Source organism: Mesorhizobium silamurunense, from assembly GCF_014843905.1.
GTDB classification, from domain to species: domain Bacteria; phylum Pseudomonadota; class Alphaproteobacteria; order Rhizobiales; family Rhizobiaceae; genus Mesorhizobium; species Mesorhizobium silamurunense.
In genome coordinates this window covers 101308-121099 of sequence record NZ_LPVS01000010.1, presented here as the reverse complement: position 1 = coordinate 121099, position 19792 = coordinate 101308, and the positions used below count along the sequence as shown (strand labels likewise).

9 protein-coding genes are annotated in these 19792 nt (G+C 63.6%); 8 read left to right on the top strand and 1 reads right to left on the bottom strand.

Annotated features, from left to right (window positions below):
* Nucleotides 1-113 precede the first annotated feature (113 nt).
* From AU465_RS01485 to AU465_RS01460, 6 genes are all read left to right on the top strand, one after another.
* Nucleotides 114-2042, top strand: coding sequence for an autotransporter assembly complex protein TamA (locus tag AU465_RS01485; protein WP_192243317.1), 1929 nt, complete (start codon nt 114-116; stop codon nt 2040-2042).
* Between the two features lie 2 nt (nt 2043-2044).
* Nucleotides 2045-8098, top strand: a complete 6054-nt coding sequence (locus tag AU465_RS01480) for a translocation/assembly module TamB domain-containing protein (RefSeq protein WP_192243315.1) — start codon at nt 2045-2047, stop codon at nt 8096-8098.
* 275 nt (nt 8099-8373) lie between these two features.
* Nucleotides 8374-10026: an ABC transporter substrate-binding protein gene (locus AU465_RS01475; RefSeq protein WP_192243313.1), complete on the top strand. Its 1653-nt coding sequence runs from the start codon at nt 8374-8376 to the stop codon at nt 10024-10026.
* 222 nt (nt 10027-10248) lie between these two features.
* Nucleotides 10249-11283: an ABC transporter permease gene (locus AU465_RS01470; RefSeq protein ID WP_192243311.1), complete on the top strand. Its 1035-nt coding sequence runs from the start codon at nt 10249-10251 to the stop codon at nt 11281-11283.
* Nucleotides 11284-11295: 12 nt separating this feature from the next.
* Nucleotides 11296-12453: an ABC transporter permease gene (locus AU465_RS01465; RefSeq protein ID WP_192243309.1), complete on the top strand. Its 1158-nt coding sequence runs from the start codon at nt 11296-11298 to the stop codon at nt 12451-12453.
* A 143-nt stretch (nt 12454-12596) separates the two neighbouring features.
* Nucleotides 12597-14813, top strand: coding sequence for a dipeptide ABC transporter ATP-binding protein (locus AU465_RS01460; RefSeq protein ID WP_192243307.1), 2217 nt, complete (start codon nt 12597-12599; stop codon nt 14811-14813).
* A gap of 126 nt (nt 14814-14939) precedes the next feature.
* On the opposite strand, the gene AU465_RS01455 is transcribed toward AU465_RS01460, so the two are convergent.
* Nucleotides 14940-15530, bottom strand: coding sequence for a transglycosylase SLT domain-containing protein (locus AU465_RS01455; RefSeq protein WP_192243305.1), 591 nt, complete (start codon nt 15528-15530; stop codon nt 14940-14942).
* Nucleotides 15531-15741: 211 nt separating this feature from the next.
* Between AU465_RS01455 and AU465_RS01450 the strand changes: the two genes are divergently transcribed.
* Entirely contained in the window at nt 15742-17280 is a 1539-nt protein-coding gene (locus AU465_RS01450; protein ID WP_192243303.1) for a trimethylamine methyltransferase family protein, read from the top strand.
* A 64-nt stretch (nt 17281-17344) separates the two neighbouring features.
* Nucleotides 17345-19771, top strand: coding sequence for a GcvT family protein (locus AU465_RS01445; protein ID WP_192243301.1), 2427 nt, complete (start codon nt 17345-17347; stop codon nt 19769-19771).
* Nucleotides 19772-19792 lie beyond the last annotated feature (21 nt).

Genomic DNA, 19792 nt, shown 5'->3' with positions numbered 1-19792 from the left:
TGCAAAAGGTGTGAATTCCAAGCCCGGTCTATTTCAGACAATTGGATTGTGGCCCCTTTACGAGCGTTTCAGAACTTCATTCCAATTTTAGTTTTGTCGACTAGGTTGTGTTAATGCCGGCGTATGAAACGCAGATGTCAGGAGGGATCGCTCCAGGGCGCGGGCTTCCGCGCGCCCTGCTTTTCGCGCTTGTCTGCGCTACCGTGCTCGCCGGCGAAGCGCGCCCGGCGGCTGCCTTCGAGATTTTCGGCATCAAGCTTTGGGGTTCATCCAAGGACGAGGATGCCGACATCGTCGATCCGCTGCGCTATTCCGTAACCATCGACGCGCCGGACGCCGACAAGGATCTGGTCAAGAGACTGGAGAATGCCTCGGCGCTTAAAAATGACGAGGAGCATCCGGTGTCGGGGTCGCTCGGCCTGATGGCCAAGGCGCGCAGCGACCGCGAACAGCTTGTTGCCGCGCTTTACGCCGACGCTCGCTACGAAGGCGTGGTCACCATCACCATCCAGGGCAAGTCTCTAGACGAACTGCCGCCGGATGCCGAGTTCAAGGGGCCGCAGCCCATCCCGGTGGTCGTCAGCATCGCCGCCGGGCCGAAATTCACGCTGGGCGACATCAGGCTGAAAGGCGATGCCGCGGGCCTGGCAAGCGCCGATTTCGGCCTGATCGCCGGCGGCGATGCAGGATCGGGCGCGGTGCTCAAGGCCGAAGCGGCGATCGTACGCGCTCTGAAGGAAGAGGGCAGGCCGCTAGCCAAGGTGACGGACCGCGAGATCGTCGCCGATCACGCGACCTCCACCCTCGATGTCACGCTGACGGTGGCGGCCGGTCCGGTCGCCGGCTACGGCGACACCACGGTCGAGGGCACCGAGAAGGTCGACCGTGACTTCACCGAATACATGACCGGCTTGAAGCGGGGCCGGCAATATTCGCCGCAAGAGATTGACGATGCCCGCGATCGCCTGCTCGGGCTCGAGGTCTTCAATAGCGTGACCTTCAAGGAAGGCGACAGCCTCGACGCCCAAGGCAATATCCCGATCGACGTTGAGGTCAGCGAGCGCAAGCCGCGCTTTTTCGGCATCGGCGGCACGTTTTCGAATACCGAAGGCCTGGGGCTGGAAGGCTATTGGGGCCACCGCAACTTGTTCGGCCAGGCGGAGAAGCTGCGGATCGACGGTTCGATCAGCGGCATCGGCAGCAACAGCATTTCCGCGCTCAACTACAATGCCGGCATCATGTTCGAAAAGCCGGGCGTGCTCGGACCGACATCGAAGTTCTTCACCGGCATCAAGACGGTGTTCGAGCATCCCGACGCCTATGACCATTTCTCGGTCAAGGGCAATATCGGCGTCTCCTACGACCTCGACAAGAAGCAGAGGGTTTCGGCGGAATTCGCCCTCGACTATTCGCGGATCACCGACGCCTTCGGCAAGCACACCTATCTGATCGCCAGCGTTCCGCTGCAATATGTCTATGACAGCCGCGACAACAAGCTCAATCCGACCAGGGGTTTTCGCGCGCTCGCCTATGCCGAGCCGAGCTACGATATCCTGAACGGCTCGACCTTCCTCAAGCTGAAGGGCGAAGGCTCCGCCTACCAGTCGCTCGATACAGCCAGCAAATTCGTGCTCGCGGAGCGCGCCGTGCTCGGCTCTATCGTCGGCACCGGGCTGCAGAACGTGCCCGCCGACCGGCGCTTCTATTCCGGTGGCGGCGGCTCGGTGCGCGGCTATGCCTATCAGGGTATCGGCCCGAAGGACATCGACGGCCAGCCGATCGGCGGACTGTCCTTCTTCGAGACTTCGGTCGAGATGCGCATCGCCGTCACCGACACGATCGGCATCGTGCCTTTCGTCGATGCCGGCACTGTCTCGACGAAATCCTTCCCGGATTTCTCGGACGTCAAGGTCGGCGCCGGCGTCGGTTTGCGCTATCTTACGCCATTCGGGCCGCTGCGCATCGATGCCGCCGTGCCGCTCAACCGCGATCCGAGCGATCCGCATTTCGGCATCTATGCCGGTATCGGTCAGGCGTTCTGACGATGAAGATATTCTGGCGCATCCTTCGCATCTGCCTTTACACGCTGCTCCTGCTGCTCGTGGTGGCGATCGGCGCGCTCGTTGTTCTGACCGGGACCGAAGGGGGCCGGCAAAATCTCACCGGCCTGATCTCGAAAATGGCCTCTACCGAGGATCGCAAGGTCACCGTCAGCGGCATCGAAGGCATATGGTCCGGCGCGTTGCGGCTGGACCATGTCGTGCTGGAGGATCGCGCCGGACCCTGGCTGGTGGCGCGCAAGGTGGCGCTCGACTGGTCGCCCACTGCGCTCTTGTCGCGCAATTTCAACGCCGACCGCATCGCGGCCGAACGCATCGAGCTGGCGCGGTTGCCGCAAGCCAGCCAGCAGCCGTCACAAGGCGGCTCGACCGGCCTGCCGGTTTCGATCGACGTCAGGGAGATCGACCTGCCCGAGATCGCGCTCGGGCAGGAACTCGCCGGCAGCGGCATTGCGGAACTTGCCGCCAAGGGCTCGCTCAAGGCCGACCCGTCGCCGCTGGCGATCGACACGGTGCTCAACGTCGCCCGGCATGACGGCAAGCAAGGCAATGTCGACGCCAAGGTCCATTTCGCGCCGGCCGACAACAAGCTCGACCTCGATCTCAAGGCCTCGGAGCCGGCCGGCGGCATCATCGCCAACCTGCTCAAGCTCCCCGATGCGCCGCCCGTCGATATCGTCGTTTCGGGAACCGGGCCGCTCGCCAATTGGAGCGGCATCGGCACCTTCGTCGTCGACCGCCAGATCGTCACCCAGCTCACCGGCCGGCATCAGTTGAACGACAAGGGGCACTACGTAGAAGCCAAGGGCGACGGCGAATTCGAGCGCTTCCTGCCGGAGAAGTTCAAGTCGCTGTTTGCCGGCAAGACGAACTTCGACGTGGCCGCGACGGCGACCACGACCGGCGGCGTCGATATCGAGCGCGCCACTATCGAGAGCGGCACGGTTCACGGCACGGCCACCGGCAATGTCGACCCGAAGGGTGCCAGCGACCTTGCCGTCGAGCTTTCCGCCAAGGACAAGCCCGTCACCATCGATGTCGGCACCAGCGCGGTGCCGATCCTGGTCGCGGTCGGGAAGGCGACCGCGCGCGCCTTTGGCGATGGCAAGGCGCCGATGGTCGACATCGGCACCTCGTTGGCCTCGATCGCTGTCGGCGGCACGCAGCTCAACAATGTGACGGGGGAAATCCACTCCGACGGCTTCGATGTCGAAAACCGCAGCGGCCCGGTCAGCGTCAAGCTCGCCGCCACCGGCCTGAAGACCGACGTGGCGACGCTGGCGCCGCTGGTGACGGGCAAGCTCGCCGCCGATCTCTCCGGTTCGATCAGCCGCGAGACCGTGACCGTCGACCATGGCACGCTGCGCAGCGACGCGCTGAATGCCGCGCTGACCGCCGGCGTCTCGCTCGCCGATCTCTCGATGACGCTGAAGATGAACGCCGACGCCGTATCGAAGGCGCTGCCGCCGCAGATCAGCTCGCTGCTTGGCGAACGGGTGAAATTCTCGGCCACCGCGACCCGCGATCCGGAAGGCGCCTTCGCGGCCAATGAGCTGGAACTCACCTCCGGCTCGCTCAGCGCCAGCGGCACCGCCAGCGCGCAAGGCTCCGACATCCAGGCCAACCTCAAGGGAACGCTGGGCGATGTATCGGCGCTGTCGTCGCTGGCGGGCACGCCGCTCGCCGGTGGGATCAATTTCGCGCTGAGCGCAAGCGGCCCGCGCTGGGCGCCGGATTTCTCGGTCTCGGCCGACAGCGCCAGCCTGACGGCCGCCGGCCGCACGGTGAAGGACATCAAGCTCTCGGCAAAGGGCAAGGCCGACATCGCCAACCCGTCGGCCGACGTTTCGCTGACCGGCAGCGCCGAGGAGCAGCCGCTCGACATCAGAGCCTCGCTGGTGACCGCCGATGGCAAGCGCTCGATCAGGGGGCTTAGCCTTGCGCTCGGCGACAACAAGGTTTCGGGCGATCTCGCGCTCGACGACCGGTTCCTGCCGCTCGGTACGCTGACGCTGGCCGTTCCCGATATCGCGCCGCTGGCGGCGCTCGGCGGTCAGGCGGCGACCGGCGACATCAACGGCACGATCGCCTTCGCCAAGGATGGCGAGGCGCCGAACGTCACCATCAATGCGGCAAGCACCTCGATCGCGCGCGGCGAGCTGGCGGCAAAGACGATCACCGTCGACGCGCTGATCGCCAACTACCTCAAGGGTCCGGCGATCTCGGGCACAATCAAGGCCGACAGCGTGACTTCCGGCAGCACGGTGATCAGCGGCATCGGCATCGATTTGAAGCGCGACGGCGACTGGACCAATTTTTCCGGCGGCGCGACGGCGTCGGGCATTCCGGCCACCGCAACCGGTCGCGTGAAGATTGCCAACGGCAAGACCAGCGTCGAGATCGCGTCCGGCGAAGCGACCGTGCGCGGCATCAAGGCGGCGATCGCCGAGCCTTCGAGCCTCGCAATCGCGAACGGCGTCACCAGCGTCGAAAAGCTCGCGCTCAATCTCGGTGGCGGCACGGCGACGGTTTCCGGCAGCGCTGGCCAGACACTCGACCTTACGGCCAATTTCGCCAGCCTGCCGGCGGCGCTCGCCAATGATCTCGTGCCCGGCCTCGACGCAGCCGGAACGCTGGAAGGCACGGCGCATGTCACGGGTCCTTCGTCCAACCCCGATGTTCAGTTCAACGCCAAGCTCGCCGGCGCCGAGACCAGCCAGACGCGTCAGGCGGGGCTCGGGCCGCTCAATCTCGATGCCGCCGGCAGCTATACGCTGGGGAGCGGTGTAGCATTGGACCACGCCACGCTTTCTGGTGACGGGATTTCGGGCAGGGCTGCCGGCACCATCAATCCCAATGGCGCCAGCGACTTTTCCCTTGACCTCACCTCATCCGGACCCAGTCTGCCGCTGACACTCGGCAGTGCCGAGAGCCCGGTCAAGGTCAAGGTCCAGTCGTTGTCAGCAAGGATGGCAGGCGAAAGCACCCAAGCGCGGCTGGATGTGTCCGCGATACTACCTTCCATTGCCGCCAGCCAGGCGAAGGTGGACGGTCTGGCGCTGGTGCTGCATTCGGATGCGTTCGACCTCAAGGGCCGGGCAGGTCCGGTTTCCGGCACGGTCTCGGTGGACAGAATAGGCCTCGACAATCCCATGATCGCGCCGCTGATCGCAGGCAAGGTCACGGCCGAGGTCAATGGTCGGCTCACGACCGACGCCGTCGCCGTCAACAGCGGCTCGTTCAAGAGCGATGCGCTCAATAGCCAGGTCGCTGGCCGGATATCCCTGGGTGACGGTGCCGTCGACCTCAATCTGAAAGCCGAAGTTGCTTCGTCCGCACTGCCAGCGGCGGTGCGTGGCATGCTTGGCGAGAGGGCGCAGTTGAGCGCCGGGCTGAAGCGCGATGCGAATGGCAATGTCAATGTCAACGGCTTGAAGCTGAATTCGGGCGCGCTGAGCGCCGACGGACAGGCGAGCCTTGCCGACGGCAAGGTCGCCGCCGATGTCAGAGGCGCATTGAGCGACGTTTCGCTGCTGTCGAAAGACGCCAAGGGCGCCATCGCTTTTGCCCTGAATGCGCAAGGTCCGATCATGGGGCCCGATCTGTCGCTGACGGTCGACAGCGACCGGCTTTCGGTGGCGGCGCGCGAAATCACCGGGCTGAAGCTGACCGCGACCGGCAAGGCGGATGCCGCCAATCCGGCGGCTAATGTGCAACTGACGGGCAATGTCGCCGGGCAGCCGCTGCAGGGCAATGCCGTGCTCGCCACCACCGGCGGCAAGAGCGCGATCAACGGGCTTTTGCTGTCGCTGGGATCGAACAAGATTTCCGGCGATCTCGCGTTGGACGAGGCCTTCGTGCCGGTGGGCACAGTGTCGCTCGACCTGCCCGATATCGGGCCACTGGCCGCACTTGCGCTGGAAAAAGCGGAAGGCGACGTGCGTGGCACGATCGCATTCTCGAAAGCGGGAAATGGGTCGAACGTCGCCATCAAGGCAAGCACGGCTGCGATCAGGCGCGGCGACGTTTCCGCCAAGAACGTCGCCATCGATGCGCAGATCGCCAATTATCTTGCCGCACCTGTCATCTCCGGCAAGGTTCGCGCCGAAAGCGTGACTTCAGGCGGCACTGCCGTCACCGGCATCGATGTCGACCTGAAGCGCGACGGCGATTGGACCGGCTTCTCCGGCGGCGCCACGGTCAAGAACATTCCGGCGAAGGCGGCCGGCCGGGTGAAAGTGGCGAACGGCACGACGACCATCGAGCTCGCGTCGGGCCAGGCGACGGCGCAAGGGATCAAGGTGGCGATCGCGCAGGCCTCGACGGTGACCATTGCCAACGGCGCGACGACGCTCGACCGGCTGGTGCTCAATCTTGGCGGCGGCACGGCGACGGTGACGGGCAAGGTCGCACAGACGCTCGACATCAACGCCAATCTGGCCAGGGTGCCGGTCTCGCTCGCCAACAGTTTCTCGGCCGGCCTCGATGCGGCAGGTTCGATCTCCGGCACTGTGAAGGTATCCGGCGCGTCGGCCACGCCGGCGGTCGCCTTCAAGGTCGACGCTTCCGGCGTACAGACCTCGCAGACGCGCGGCGCCGGCCTCGGCGGCATGAATGTATCGTCGTCGGGAACCTTTGCCGGCAACAAGCTCGCCTTCGACGCCAATATCAGCGACGGCGCCGGCCTAGGTCTCAAGGGTGGCGGCACGGTGACGACAGCGGGTACGCCGACCCTGGCGCTCGACTTCAACGGCAAGGTGCCGTTCTCCTTCCTTGCCTCGAAACTCGCCGCGCAAGGCCTTGCGCTCAACGGCACCGCCAATGTCGATGTGCAGGTGCGCGGTCCTGCATCCGCGCCGGTGATAAGCGGCAAAGTCACGACGTCCGGCGCACGCCTCATCGACGCGCGTTCCGGGCTTGCGGTCAACGATATCGCGGCCGACGTCTCGATCGGTGGCGGCGTCGCCAGGATCAACCGACTGACCGGCACGTTGTCGACGCGCGGCAGCCTTTCGGCCAGCGGCACCGTCGGCATCACGCCGGCGCAGGGTTTTCCGGCCGACCTGTCGATCAAGCTTACCGATGGTCGCTATACCGACGGCAGGGTGGTGACCGCCAACCTCGGCGGCGACCTGACCATCAAGGGGCCGCTCGTGTCGGCGCCGGTGATCGCCGGCACCATCAATCTGGCGAAGACGGTCATCACCGTGCCGGAAAAGCTGCCGGGGTCGCTCTCGGCGTTGGATGTGAAGCACAAGAACGCGCCGCGCGCGGTTCGCGCGCAGGACAGGGCGCTGAACCCGCCGACATCCAGCGGCAGCGGTAACAGCGGCAGCGGCCTTGTCCTCGACGTGACGGTAAACGCGCCGAACCAGATCTTCATCCAGGGCAGGGGCGTCGACGCCGAGCTCGGCGGCTCGCTGAAGCTGACCGGTCCGGCATCCGCGCCGCAGGCCGTCGGCACCTTCACCTTGCAGCGCGGACGGCTGACGATCCTCGCCAAGCGGCTGACCTTTACCGAGGGCACGGTCGGGTTCCAGGGTTCGCTGGTGCCCTATCTCAACCTGACGGCGACGACGACGACCAGCAGCGCCACCGTCACCATTGTCGTCTCCGGAGAAGCGACCAATCCCAAGTTCAACTTTTCCTCCGTGCCGGCGCTGCCCGAAGACGAGGTGCTGGCGCAACTGATCTTCGGCCGCTCGATGTCGAATCTGTCGCCGCTGCAAATCGCCCAGCTTGCCGATGCGGCCGCGCAATTGGCCGGCGCCGGCGGCACGACCTCGCTGCTCGACAATCTGCGCAGCGCGATCGGCGTCGACGATCTCGATGTGACGACGGACGAGAAGGGCGGCACCGCGGTTTCGGCCGGCAAATACCTCAACGACCGCACCTATGTGACGATCCAGAAGGGCGACAAACCGGGCTCCGGCAAGGCGACGATCGACCTCAATGTCGGGCGCGGCGTGAAGCTGCGCGGCGAGGCCAACGACGCGGGCGAAGCCAAGGGCGGTGTCTTTTACGAACGCGAATATTGACGGTGCGGTGCTCGCCTCAGCGGGCGCAAGAGGACTTTTGCCGCGCGCGCGAAGCCCTTATCCGCCTAGAATGTCTTGATTTAATCGCCCCGCCGATTTTTTGGGAAATGTGCGGTGCACTAACAAATTTGCGTCAAGCCTGTCGCTATCACGCCAACCGGCCTCATTCCAAAGTTGCACATTCCCTAGCATGTTCCCACTCCACACCGTCTTTTGACATCACGGTCTGGATGCGGAATGTTAAAAGGCGGAAAGCCAAACAATGGGAGTTAGTCATGGCAATCTATAAAAGTAACGGTGACCGCGTTCCGGACCACATCCTAGCCCTGGCCGAAGAAGCCAAGGCAGGAAAGGTCGACCGTCGCGAATTCCTGGCTTTGGCCAGCGTCTTCGGGGCGTCCACGGCGATGGCCTATGGCCTGCTCGGCCTCGCTGATCCGACCCCGGCGAGAGCCGAGGACGTGCAGGGCAAGAAGGGCGGCACGCTGAAGGTCGCGCAGTGGATCAAGGACCCGAAGGATCCGCGCAAGGCCGACTGGTCGGAAATCGCCAATGCCGAGCGCCAGGCGCTCGAGCCGCTGGTCAAGTACACAACCGAATACACGTTCCGCCCCTATCTGCTGGAAAGCTGGGACGTGAATGATGACGCCACCGAATACACCCTGCATGTGCGCAAGGGCGTGACCTGGTCGAACGGCGATGCCTTTACCGCCGATGACGTCATCTTCAACCTCAAGCGCTGGGCCGACAAGAAGGCCGAAGGCAATTCGATGCCCGGTCGTCTTGGCACCTTGGTCAAAGACGACAAGCTGGACGAGAGCGCCGTCACCAAGGTCGACGACATGACCATCAAGCTCAAGCTCGGCAAGCCCGACATCGCGCTGATCCCGAACATGTGCGACTACCCGGGCCTGATCGTCCACAAGAGCTTCGACGAGAAGGGCGGCGATTTCAAAGCCTGCCCGATCGGCACCGGTCCCTTCGAGCTCGTCTCCTACGATGTCGGCCAGAAAGTGGTCTACAAGCGCCGCGAGGACAACAAATGGTGGGACGGTGAGGTATTCCTCGACGGCATCGAGTTCATCGACTACGGCACCGACCCGGGTGCCATGGTCAGCGCCTTCGAGGCTGGCGAAGTCCACACCAACTTCGAAACGTCGGCCGACTATGTGACGATCCTCGACGGTATGGACCTTGTGAAGTCGGAAGTGGTGACGGCCTCGACGATCGTGTGCCGCACCAATGTCAACAACAAGCCGTATGACAACCAGAAGGTCCGCAACGCGCTGCAGCTCGCGGTCGACAACAATGTCGTCCTGCAACTTGGCTACGGCAATGCCGGCACGGTGGCCGAGAACCATCACGTGTGCCAGATCCATCCGGAATATTTCGAACTGCCGAAGATCAAGCGCGATCCCGCTAAGGCAAAGGCCCTGCTGGCGGAAGCCGGCAAGGCCGACTTCGAGCATGAGCTGATCACAGTCGACGAGGATTGGCACAAGAACACCGGCGATGCGATCGCCGCGCAGATGCGCGACGCCGGCATCAAGGTGAAGCGCACGGTGCTGCCGGGCTCGACCTTCTGGAACGACTGGACCAAATATCCTCTGTCCATGACCAACTGGAACATGCGTCCGCTTGGCGTCCAGGTGCTCGCGATCGGCTACCGCTCCGGCGAGGCCTGGAACGAGACGGCGTGGTCGAACCCCGATTGGGACGCCAAGCTCAACGCCGCGCTGGCCGTCGCCGACGCCGCCAAGCGCAAGGAGATGATGAAGGACATCGAGCAGATCCTGCAGGATTCCGGCATCATCATCCAGCCTTACTGGCGCAAGCTCTACAGCCACTCGGTCAAAGCGGTGCAGAACTACAAAATGCACCCGACCTTCGAGCGCGATTACGGCAAGGTCTGGCTCGACCAGGCGTGATCGAACCGTGGGGGAAGGGCCTTGCCCCTTCCCCTCAATCCCCGCACAATGCCGGAACCGGAAGCCGATGCCGCAAAGGGCGTGGGCTTTTCCGGCAACGGCATGCAACGAAAAAACAGGGTTGATCGCATTCGAGGGTCCGTTTGACAGGCAACCTGGCCGCTGGCGGCCAGATTGGTTTCCAGACAGGCTCCAACCCCAACCAGACCGGCAGGGGCCGCCATGCTTTCTTTCATCCTCAGGCGTCTTGGCACGATGGCATTGACGATGCTGTGCCTGACGTTGGTCGTCTTCTTTCTGATCAATCTCAACCCGAACCTGAAGAAGCTGGCGATCAGCCAGACCGAAATGCATACGTCGGCCGAGCAGCTAGAGGACTGGCTGGTCAACCACGGCTACCGCCAGAATTTCTTCGTTCGCTACGGGCAGTGGCTAGGTGTCTTGCCCAAGCAGCCGATCATCGATCCGGCGACGGGCAAGCCGGCGCAGCGCTTCTCTTTTTGCAACGATCCGGTCGAGCCGAAATTCTCGGGTGTCCTGCAGGGTGATTTCGGCTGCTCGACCAAGTTCAAGACGACGGTCGCGGCCAAGCTTTTTCCGGCGCTTGGCGCCACGGGGCTTTTGATGTTCTGGGTGCTGGCGGTGATGGTGCCGATCTCGCTGCTCATCGGCATCCTTGCCGGCATGCGCGAAGGCTCGCGCACCGACCGGACCCTGTCGGTCGCCTCGATCGCCTCGACGGCGACGCCCGAATACGTGTCGGGCGTCATCTTCACCGTCATCTTCGCCTCGTGGCTCGGCTGGCTGAACGGCTCGGCGGCCTCGGCGAGCCAAGGCCTCACCTTCTACAATTTCACGCTTCCGGTGATGACGCTGGCCATCTACGGCACCGGCTATATCGCGCGCATGACACGAGCCTCGATGGTCGAGGTGATGACGCAGCAATATATCCGCACCGCGCGCCTGAAGGGCCTCTCCTTCGGCAGCGTTGTCGTCAAGCATGCGCTGCGCAACGCGCTGATCGCGCCGTTCACCGTCATCATGCTGCAGTTCCCGTGGCTGCTGACCGGCGTCGTCATCGTCGAGGTGATGTTCCGCTATCAGGGGTTCGGCTACACCCTGGTCGAAGCCGCCGGAAACAACGACATCGACCTTTTGCTTGGCTGCTCGCTGGTTTCGGTGTTCATCGTGCTGATCACGCAGCTCATCTCCGATGTCGGCTACGCGTTTCTCAATCCGCGTATCAGGGTTCAATAGGGGGCAGGGCGGATGCAGACCGAATTTATCAGCGCCTTCGACGTCGTGCTCGGTGTGCTTGAGCGTTTCTGGCCGGTGTGGATCGCGCTCGTCCTGGTGATGGGCGTTAGCTTTGCCTACAAGAAGAAGCTCGCCCTCTACGGCCAGCTCTTCGACAGCGGCGTCGGCATTGCCGGCGTCGGCATCTGCCTGTTCTGGCTGTTCACGGCGATCTTCGCCTCGACCATCTCGCCTTTCGATCCGCTGGCGCAAGTGTCGATCATGAAGGACACGCTGCCGGGCGCGATCGAGCCGACATCGAAGCTCGTCTACTATTTCGGCGGCGACAAGCTGGCGCGCGATGTCTTCTCGCGCATGGTTTATGGCAGCCAGATCGTGCTGATCATCGCGCCGGCGGCGACCGGTTTCGCGCTGATGGTCGGCATCACGCTGGGCCTGCCGGCGGGCTACTATGGCGGCAAGATCGACACGTTGCTATCGTTCCTCGCCAACCTAGTGCTGGCTTTCCCGGTCATCCTCCTGTTCTACCTGCTGGTGACGCCCGGGATCATGGACACACCGATCCCCTATGCCATGGCAGGGTTGTTCTTCCTGTTCCCGATCATTTTCTTCAGCGTGCTGTTCTGGACGCGTTTCAAGAACCGGCCGGACCGGCTCTATATCCTGCTTGGCATCACGCTCGTCGTCGGCGGCTGGATCTATGCCGGGCTCGTCTTCGACGCCGACCCGCTGAAGATCGTCCACATAGATCCGAACCAGCTCAACATTTTCGTGGCGGTGGTGTTCGCTTCCAGCCCCGGCGTGTTCCGCATCGTGCGCGGGCTGACTATGGACATCAAGACGCGCGACTATGTGGCCGCAGCGCAGACGCGCGGTGAGTCGCCCTGGTACATCATGCTTTGGGAAATCCTGCCCAATGCGCGCGGACCGCTGATTGTCGATGCCTGCCTGCGCATCGGTTACACGACGATCCTGCTCGGCACGCTCGGCTATTTCGGCCTGGGCCTGGCGCCGGAAAGTCCCGACTGGGGCACTGCGATCAAGGATGCCAGCCGCCTGCTGCGCTCCTTCATCCATCCTGCGCTGCCGCCGACGATCGCGCTGATGTCGTTCGTGCTCGGGCTGAATCTCTTGGCGGATTCGCTGCGCGAACAGTCGATGAAGGATTGATGGCGGGGTCCCAGGCCCTACTTGCCCAGAGGACCCTAATTGCCCGGAGCATGATCCCGAACCGAAGGTCAGCGTAGCAAAAAGTGGCACCCGGTTTCGGACAAGATCATGCTAAAATAAGAAACTAAGGATTGGAGCGACCCATGAACGAGGCAGTTCGAAATCCAGCCAAGCCGACCAATGGGCCGATCATCGAGATCGAGAATCTCTCGATCTCCTTCTTCACGCGCAAGGGCGAGATCCCGGCGGTGATGGACTTTTCCTGCACCGTCATGCCCGGCGAGGCGATGGGCATCGTCGGCGAATCCGGCTGCGGCAAGTCGACCGTGTCGCTCGGCATCATGCGCGACCTCTCCAATATCGGAAAGATCGTGGGCGGCAAGATCAAGTTCCAGGGCAAGGATATGGGCGAATTGTCCGAGGAGGAGCTTCGCGCCATCCGCGGCAACAAGATCGCCATGATCTACCAGGAGCCGATGGCGAGCCTCAATCCGGCGATGAAGGTCGGTCAGCAATTGATGGAAGTGCCGCTGATCCACGACAAGGTGTCGAAGGAAGAGGCCTACAAACGCGCCCTCGAAATGGTACGCGCGGTGAGGCTGCCCGATCCGGAGCGCATGATGCGCTCCTATCCGCACCAGCTTTCCGGCGGCCAGCAGCAGCGTATCGTCATTGCCATGGCGCTGTTGTCGAAGCCGGCGCTGCTCCTGCTCGACGAGCCGACGACGGCGCTCGACGTCACCGTCGAGGCCGGCATCGTCGAACTGGTCAAGGGGCTCGGCGAAAAGTTCGGCACCTCGATGATCTTCGTGTCGCACAATCTCGGCCTCATCCTCGAGACCTGCGACAAGATCACGGTGATGTATTCCGGCGAGGCGGTCGAGACCGGCAAGATCGAGGACGTCTTCGACCGGATGCGCCACCCGTATACACAAGGGCTGTTCCGCTCGATCCCGCTGCCCGGTGCCGACAAGAATTCGCGGCCGCTGATTTCCATTCCCGGGCAGTTGCCATTGCCGCACGAGCGGCCGAAAGGGTGCAATTTCGGCCCCCGCTGCCACCATTTCGTCGAAGGCGTCTGCAACGCGGCGGAAATCCCGATGATCGCCGTCGAAGGGCATGAGGGCCATTTCTCGCGCTGCGTGCGCTTCAACGAGATCGACTGGGAAGCGCTGCCGCCCGGCGCCAAGAAGGTCAACGAAAAGGTCGAGCCCGGCGCGCCGGTGCTCAAGATCGAAGCCCTCAAGAAGTACTACAAGGTCGGCGGCAGCGAGGTATTCGGTTCCAGCGAAGGCCGCGTCGTCAAGGCCAACGAGACGATTTCGTTCACCGCGCGCGAATCCGAGACGGTCGCGATCGTCGGCGAGTCCGGCTGCGGGAAGTCGACGCTTGCCAAGGTGCTTCTGGGGCTCGAGACCGCAAGCTCGGGCACGGTGACGCTGGGCAACAAGGAGATCCAGTCGACCGGTATCGAGAGCCGCAATGTCGAGACCGTGTCTTCGATCCAGATGGTGTTCCAAAACCCGTTCGACACTCTGAACCCCAGCCACACGGTCGGCTCGCAGATCATCCGCACGCTGGAGAAGTTCAAAGTCGGCAAGACGGTCGCCGAGCGGCGCAAGCGCATGCTGGAACTGCTCGACCTGGTGAAGCTGCCGCGAGCCTTCGAGACCCGCAAGCCGCGCCAACTCTCAGGCGGGCAGAAGCAGCGCATCGGCGTGGCGCGCGCCTTCGCCGGCGATGCCAAGGTGGTGGTGGCCGACGAGCCGGTCTCGGCGCTCGACGTCTCGGTGCAGGCGGCGGTGACCGAGCTCTTGATGGATATCCAGCGCAAGAACAAGACGACGATGCTGTTCATCAGCCACGACCTGTCGGTGGTGCGCTACATCGCCGACCGCGTCGTCGTCATGTATCTCGGCTATATCGTCGAGCAGGGCACGACGGACCAGATCTTCTCGCCGCCTTACCATCCCTACACGGAGGCGCTACTCTCGGCGATTCCGATCGCCGACACCAGCGTCGTCAAGAAGCACATCGTGCTCGAGGGCGACATCCCGTCGGCGATGAACCCGCCGACCGGCTGCCCGTTCCAGACGCGCTGCGGCTACAAGAAGCTGGTGCCGGACAATCTCTGCGAGACGAAGGTGCCGCCGGTGAAGAATCTCGGCGACGGCCATATGAGCCTGTGCTGGCTTGCCGACGACGTGCTGGCGAAGATGGAGCCGGTCATCAAGTTCGATAAGGAGCATGCGGCGCATGAGGGCGTGCCGGATGACGCGCCGCATGGCGCAGGGCCGGGCTTTGCCGGTACTCCGCCGAAGCGTCCGAGCGGCAAGAAGCCCAAGCCGAAGCCGAACTAGAGTGGTTGACCGTTCCACGGAAACGCCGAACCACTCTATCTCTTTGTTTCACGCAATTCCGGACGGAAAACCGTTACATACTTTTCCTGGAATTGCTCTGAGGGGCAGCGCGCTTCCGCGCCGCCATCAGCTGCCGCACTGCCGCAGCTGCGTGGCGTAGTCGCTGGCCATCTGGTCGGTGGCGCGCGCGTAGTTCTGCACGCCGGCGTCACCGCGATTGCCGCGGCCGTAGGCCGACCAGCCAAGATAATAAGCGAGATAGAGGTTGTAAGTGTCGTTGCGAGCGACGCCGAAAGTGTCGACGGTCTTGGAATGATACCAGCCGACGAAATCGATGGCGTCGGCGAAGCGGCTGCGCCGCGCCGCCCAGTTGCCGGTCTCCATCTGATATTGCGACCAGGTGCCGTCGAGCGCCTGCGAGTAGCCCGCGGCGGTGGAGACATGCTTCCACGGAATGAAGCCGAGCAGCTTGGTGCGTGGCGGCCGGGCATTGCTCTTGAAGCCGGATTCCTTGCGCACCGTCGCCATCAGCACCGGGACGGGAATGCCGTATTTCTGCTCGGTGCGCTCGGCGGCGGACTGCCAGTTGTCGAACCAGCCGTCATTCTGGTCGAAGACGGCGCAGACATTGTTGATGTGGCTGGGCGCCGTCGCGCAGGCCGAAAGCGCCAGCAGCACAGAGACAGCGACAATTTTACTAAAACTCGACCTACGCATCGGAAGACGAATAGGCGTAAATCATAAAAGGAGTCTTTCGAGCTTCCTTAACGCCGGCCGGGATAGGCCGATCATGGGTCTATCGATATTTCGACCGAATGTGTCGTATATCTTTTCGTCGATTTGAAAAAATGCCGCCGTGGCTAAAATCACGCCGGCAAATGGCGAATTCCTGACAGCTACCGCGCCCGGCCAGCGCTCTGATGCGCGCATGACCGAACCAAGACGAAAACGCGGTGCCGAGCGAACCAGCAACCGGGGGCCGTCCGCCATCCCGCAGTTGCCGCTCAGGCGCGTGACGAATCCTTACCCGCCGATGGCGGTGCTTTCCGCCGACCAGATCGAGGCCATTCATCAGGCGTCGATGCATATCCTGGAAAATTTCGGCATCGAGGTGATGAGCAAGAGGGCGCTCGCCCTGTTCGAACGCGCCGGCGCCAAAGTCGATCACAGCTCGATGAATGTGCGCCTCGACCGCGGCATGGTCGATGAGGCGCTGAAGACGACGCGCGCCAGCTACACGCTCACCCCACGCAACTCTGCCCGTGCCATCCATCTCGGCGGCAACACCATCAACTTCACGCTGGTCGCCGGACCGCCCAACGTGCACGATATGGAGCGCGGCCGCCGCGCCGGCAATCTCGCCGACTACTCAGACCTCGTCCGGCTGGCGCAACATTTCAACTGCATCCATATGCTGGGCAACCAGGTCTGCGCGCCGATCGAATTGCCGGCCAACTCGCGCCATCTCGACGCCTATTTCGCTAATCTGACGCTAACCGACAAATGCTTCCATGTCTCGGCGATCGGACCGGGCAGGGCGCTTGACGGCATCGAGATGACGGCGATTGCGCGTGGCTTGACGCTCGACCAGATCGGCCAGGATCCCGGCGTCACCACAATCATTTCCGTCAACTCGCCGCGCCGCTTCGACGAGATGATGGCCGAAGGGCTGATGACCATGGCCGAGTTCGGCCAGTCGGTGGCGGTGACGCCGTTCACGCTGATGGGAGCGATGAGCCCGGTGACGCTTGCCGGCGCGCTGGCGCAGCAGAATGCCGAGGCGTTGTTCGGCATTGTGCTGACGCAGCTGGTTCGGCCAGGCGCGCCGGTGATGTATGGCGCCTTCACCTCCAATGTCGACATGAAGTCCGGCGCGCCGGCCTTCGGCACGCCGGAAAACACCAAGGCCAACATTGCCTCCGGGCAATTGGCGCGGCGCTATAATTTGCCATATCGCACGACGCCGGGCTCCGCCTCGAACGCCGCCGACGCGCAAGGCGCCTATGAGACGCTGATGGTGCTGTGGGGCGCCGTGCTCGGCCACGGCAATCTCATCTACCACGCCGCCGGCTGGCAGGAGGGCGGGCTGACAGCCTCGTTCGAAAAGCTCATCATCGATGTCGAGATGATGCAGCACATGATGGAATTCCTGCGGCCGATCGTGGTCGATGAAGGCGAACTGGCCGTCGAGGCGCTGGGCGCCGTGCCGACCGGCGGCCACTTCTTCGGCTCGCCGCATACGCTGGAGCGCTACGCCACCGCCTTTTATCAGCCGATGCTTTCCAACTGGCAGAATTACGAAGCCTGGCAGGAGGCCGGCGCGCTGGACACGACGGCGCGTGCGACGCGGCTGTGGAAGAAGGCGCTGGTGGAATATGTCCAGCCGGCCATGGATCCTGGCGTGCGCGAGGCGCTCGAAGCCTATATCGCGCGCCGCAAGGAAGCGATCGGGCAGGGCGAGCCGTGAAGGAACAGCTTGCCAATCTGATTCATTTCAATCTCTCAACTCACTGAAATAACGAGAAGAACCCATGAAGTCGCATGCAAAGGTCGTGGTCATCGGCGGCGGTGTCGTCGGATGCTCGGTGCTGTTCCATCTTGCCCGCCACGGCTGGACCGACGTCGTGCTTTTGGAGCGCGATGAGCTGACCTCGGGCTCGACCTGGCATGCGGCCGGCGGCATGCACACCATCAACGGCGATCCCAACGTCGCCAAGCTGCAGAAATACACGATCTCGCTCTACAAGGAGATCGAGGAGCTTTCCGGCCAGGCGACGGGCGTGCATCTGACCGGCGGCGTCTTGTTGGCGGCAACCGAGGCGCGGCTCGACTGGCTGCGCGGCGTGGTCTCCAAGGGCCGCTATCTCGGCATCGACCTCGAAGTGATCTCGCCCAGGGAAGCGGCCGAGCTGATGCCGCTCATCGACCCAAAACAATTTGTCGGCGCGGTGCGCAACAAGGAGGACGGCCATCTCGATCCGTCGGGCGTCACGCATGCCTATGCCAAGGCCGCGCGGAAATTGGGCGCGGAAGCGGAGCGCTTCACCAAGGTCGAGGACATCGTGCGCCGGCCGGACGGCCTGTGGCGCGTCATCACCAACAAGGGCGAGGTGGTGACCGAGCATGTCGTCAATGCCGGCGGGCTCTGGGCACGCGAAGTCGGCCGCATGGTCGGGCTGGAGCTACCGGTGCTCGCCATGGAGCACATGTACCTGATCACCGAGGACATGCCGGAGGTCGCCGACTGGAACAAGAAGACCGGCACCGAGATCATCCATGCGGTCGACTTCGACGGCGAGCTTTATCTCCGCCAGGAACGCGGCGGCATGCTGATGGGTACCTATGAGAAGGCCAACAAGGTCTGGTCCGAGTTCCAGACGCCTTGGAATTTCGGCCATGAACTGCTGGAGCCGGACATCGACCGCATCGCGCCGTCGTTGGAGGTCGGCTTCCGCCATTTCCCGGCCTTCCAGAAGGCCGGCATCAAGCAGATCATCAACGGCCCCTTCACCTTCGCGCCGGACGGGAATCCGCTGGTCGGTCCGGTGCGCGGTCTGCCGGGCTTCTGGGTCGCCTGCGGCGTCATGGCAGGGTTTTCGCAAGGCGGCGGCGTTGGGCTGGCGCTCTCCAACTGGATGATCGAGGGCGACCCAGGCGCCGACATCTGGGCGATGGACGTGGCGCGCTACGGCGACTGGGCGACGATGGCCTATACCAACGCCAAAGTGCGCGAGAATTATTCCCGGCGCTTCTCCATCCGCTTTCCCAACGAGGAGCTGCCGGCTGGACGGCCGCTGAAGACGACGCCGGTCTACGACACATTGTCCGCCAAGGGCGCCCAGTGGGGCGTGGCCTATGGGCTGGAAGTGCCGCTCTGGTATGCGCCCGAAGGCGTCAGGGACGAGTTCTCGTGGCGGCGTTCGACCGACTTCGATCATGTCGCGAAGGAGGTTGCCGCCGTTCGCAACGGCGTCGGCCTGTCGGAGATTTCAAGCTTCGCCAAATACAAGGTGACGGGCGAGGGGGCGGCAGCCTGGCTCGACCGCATGCTCGCCTGCAAGCTCCCCAAGCCCGGCCGCATGACGCTGGCGCCGATGCTGAAGGAAGACGGCAAGCTGATCGGCGACTTCACGCTCGCCAATGTCGGAGAGGGCGAATGGTTCATCGCCGGCTCCGGCGTAGCGGAGCAATATCACATGCGTTGGTTCGAGGCGCGTCTGCCCGAGGACGGCTCGGTCCGCATCGAGGCGCTGGGGCAGAAACTCACAGGCCTCGCCATCGCCGGGCCGAAGGCGAGGGAGGTGCTGGCCAAGGTCACCCGCGCCGATGTCTCCAACCCGGCATTCCCCTTCATGGCTGTCGCCAGGATGGATATCGGCATGGCGCCCTGCCTGGTCGGCCGCGTCAGCTATACCGGCGATCTCGGCTACGAGATCTGGGTGGCGCCGGAATATCAGCGCGCCGCTTACCAGGCGCTGATCAAGGCAGGCGAGGAATTCGGCATCGGCCTGTTTGGCTCGCGCGCGCTCAATGCGCTCAGGCTTGAGAAGAACTTCGGCTCATGGGCGCGCGAATACCGGCCGATCTATGGGCCGCTGGAGGCCGGGCTCGACCGTTTTGTCGCCTATGGCAAGGAAGCCGACTTCATCGGCAAGCAAGCGGTGCTTGCCGAGCGCAAGCAAGGCGGCAAGCTCAGGCTGCGCGCCTTCATCGTCGAGGCCACCGACGCCGATGTCATTGGCGACGAGGCGATCTGGCATGACGGCGCCGTGCGCGGCTGGGTCACCTCAGGCGGCTACGCTCATCATTCGAAGAAATCGGTCGCGATAGGTTATGTGCCGAAGGAGATCGCCGACAGGCCGGACGGCTTCGAGATCGAAATACTCGGCAAGCGCCATCCGGCACGGGTCCAACCGGCGCCTCTGTTCGACGCCAATTTCGAGCGGATGCGCGCCTGAAACCAGGCGCGCATCCGCTCG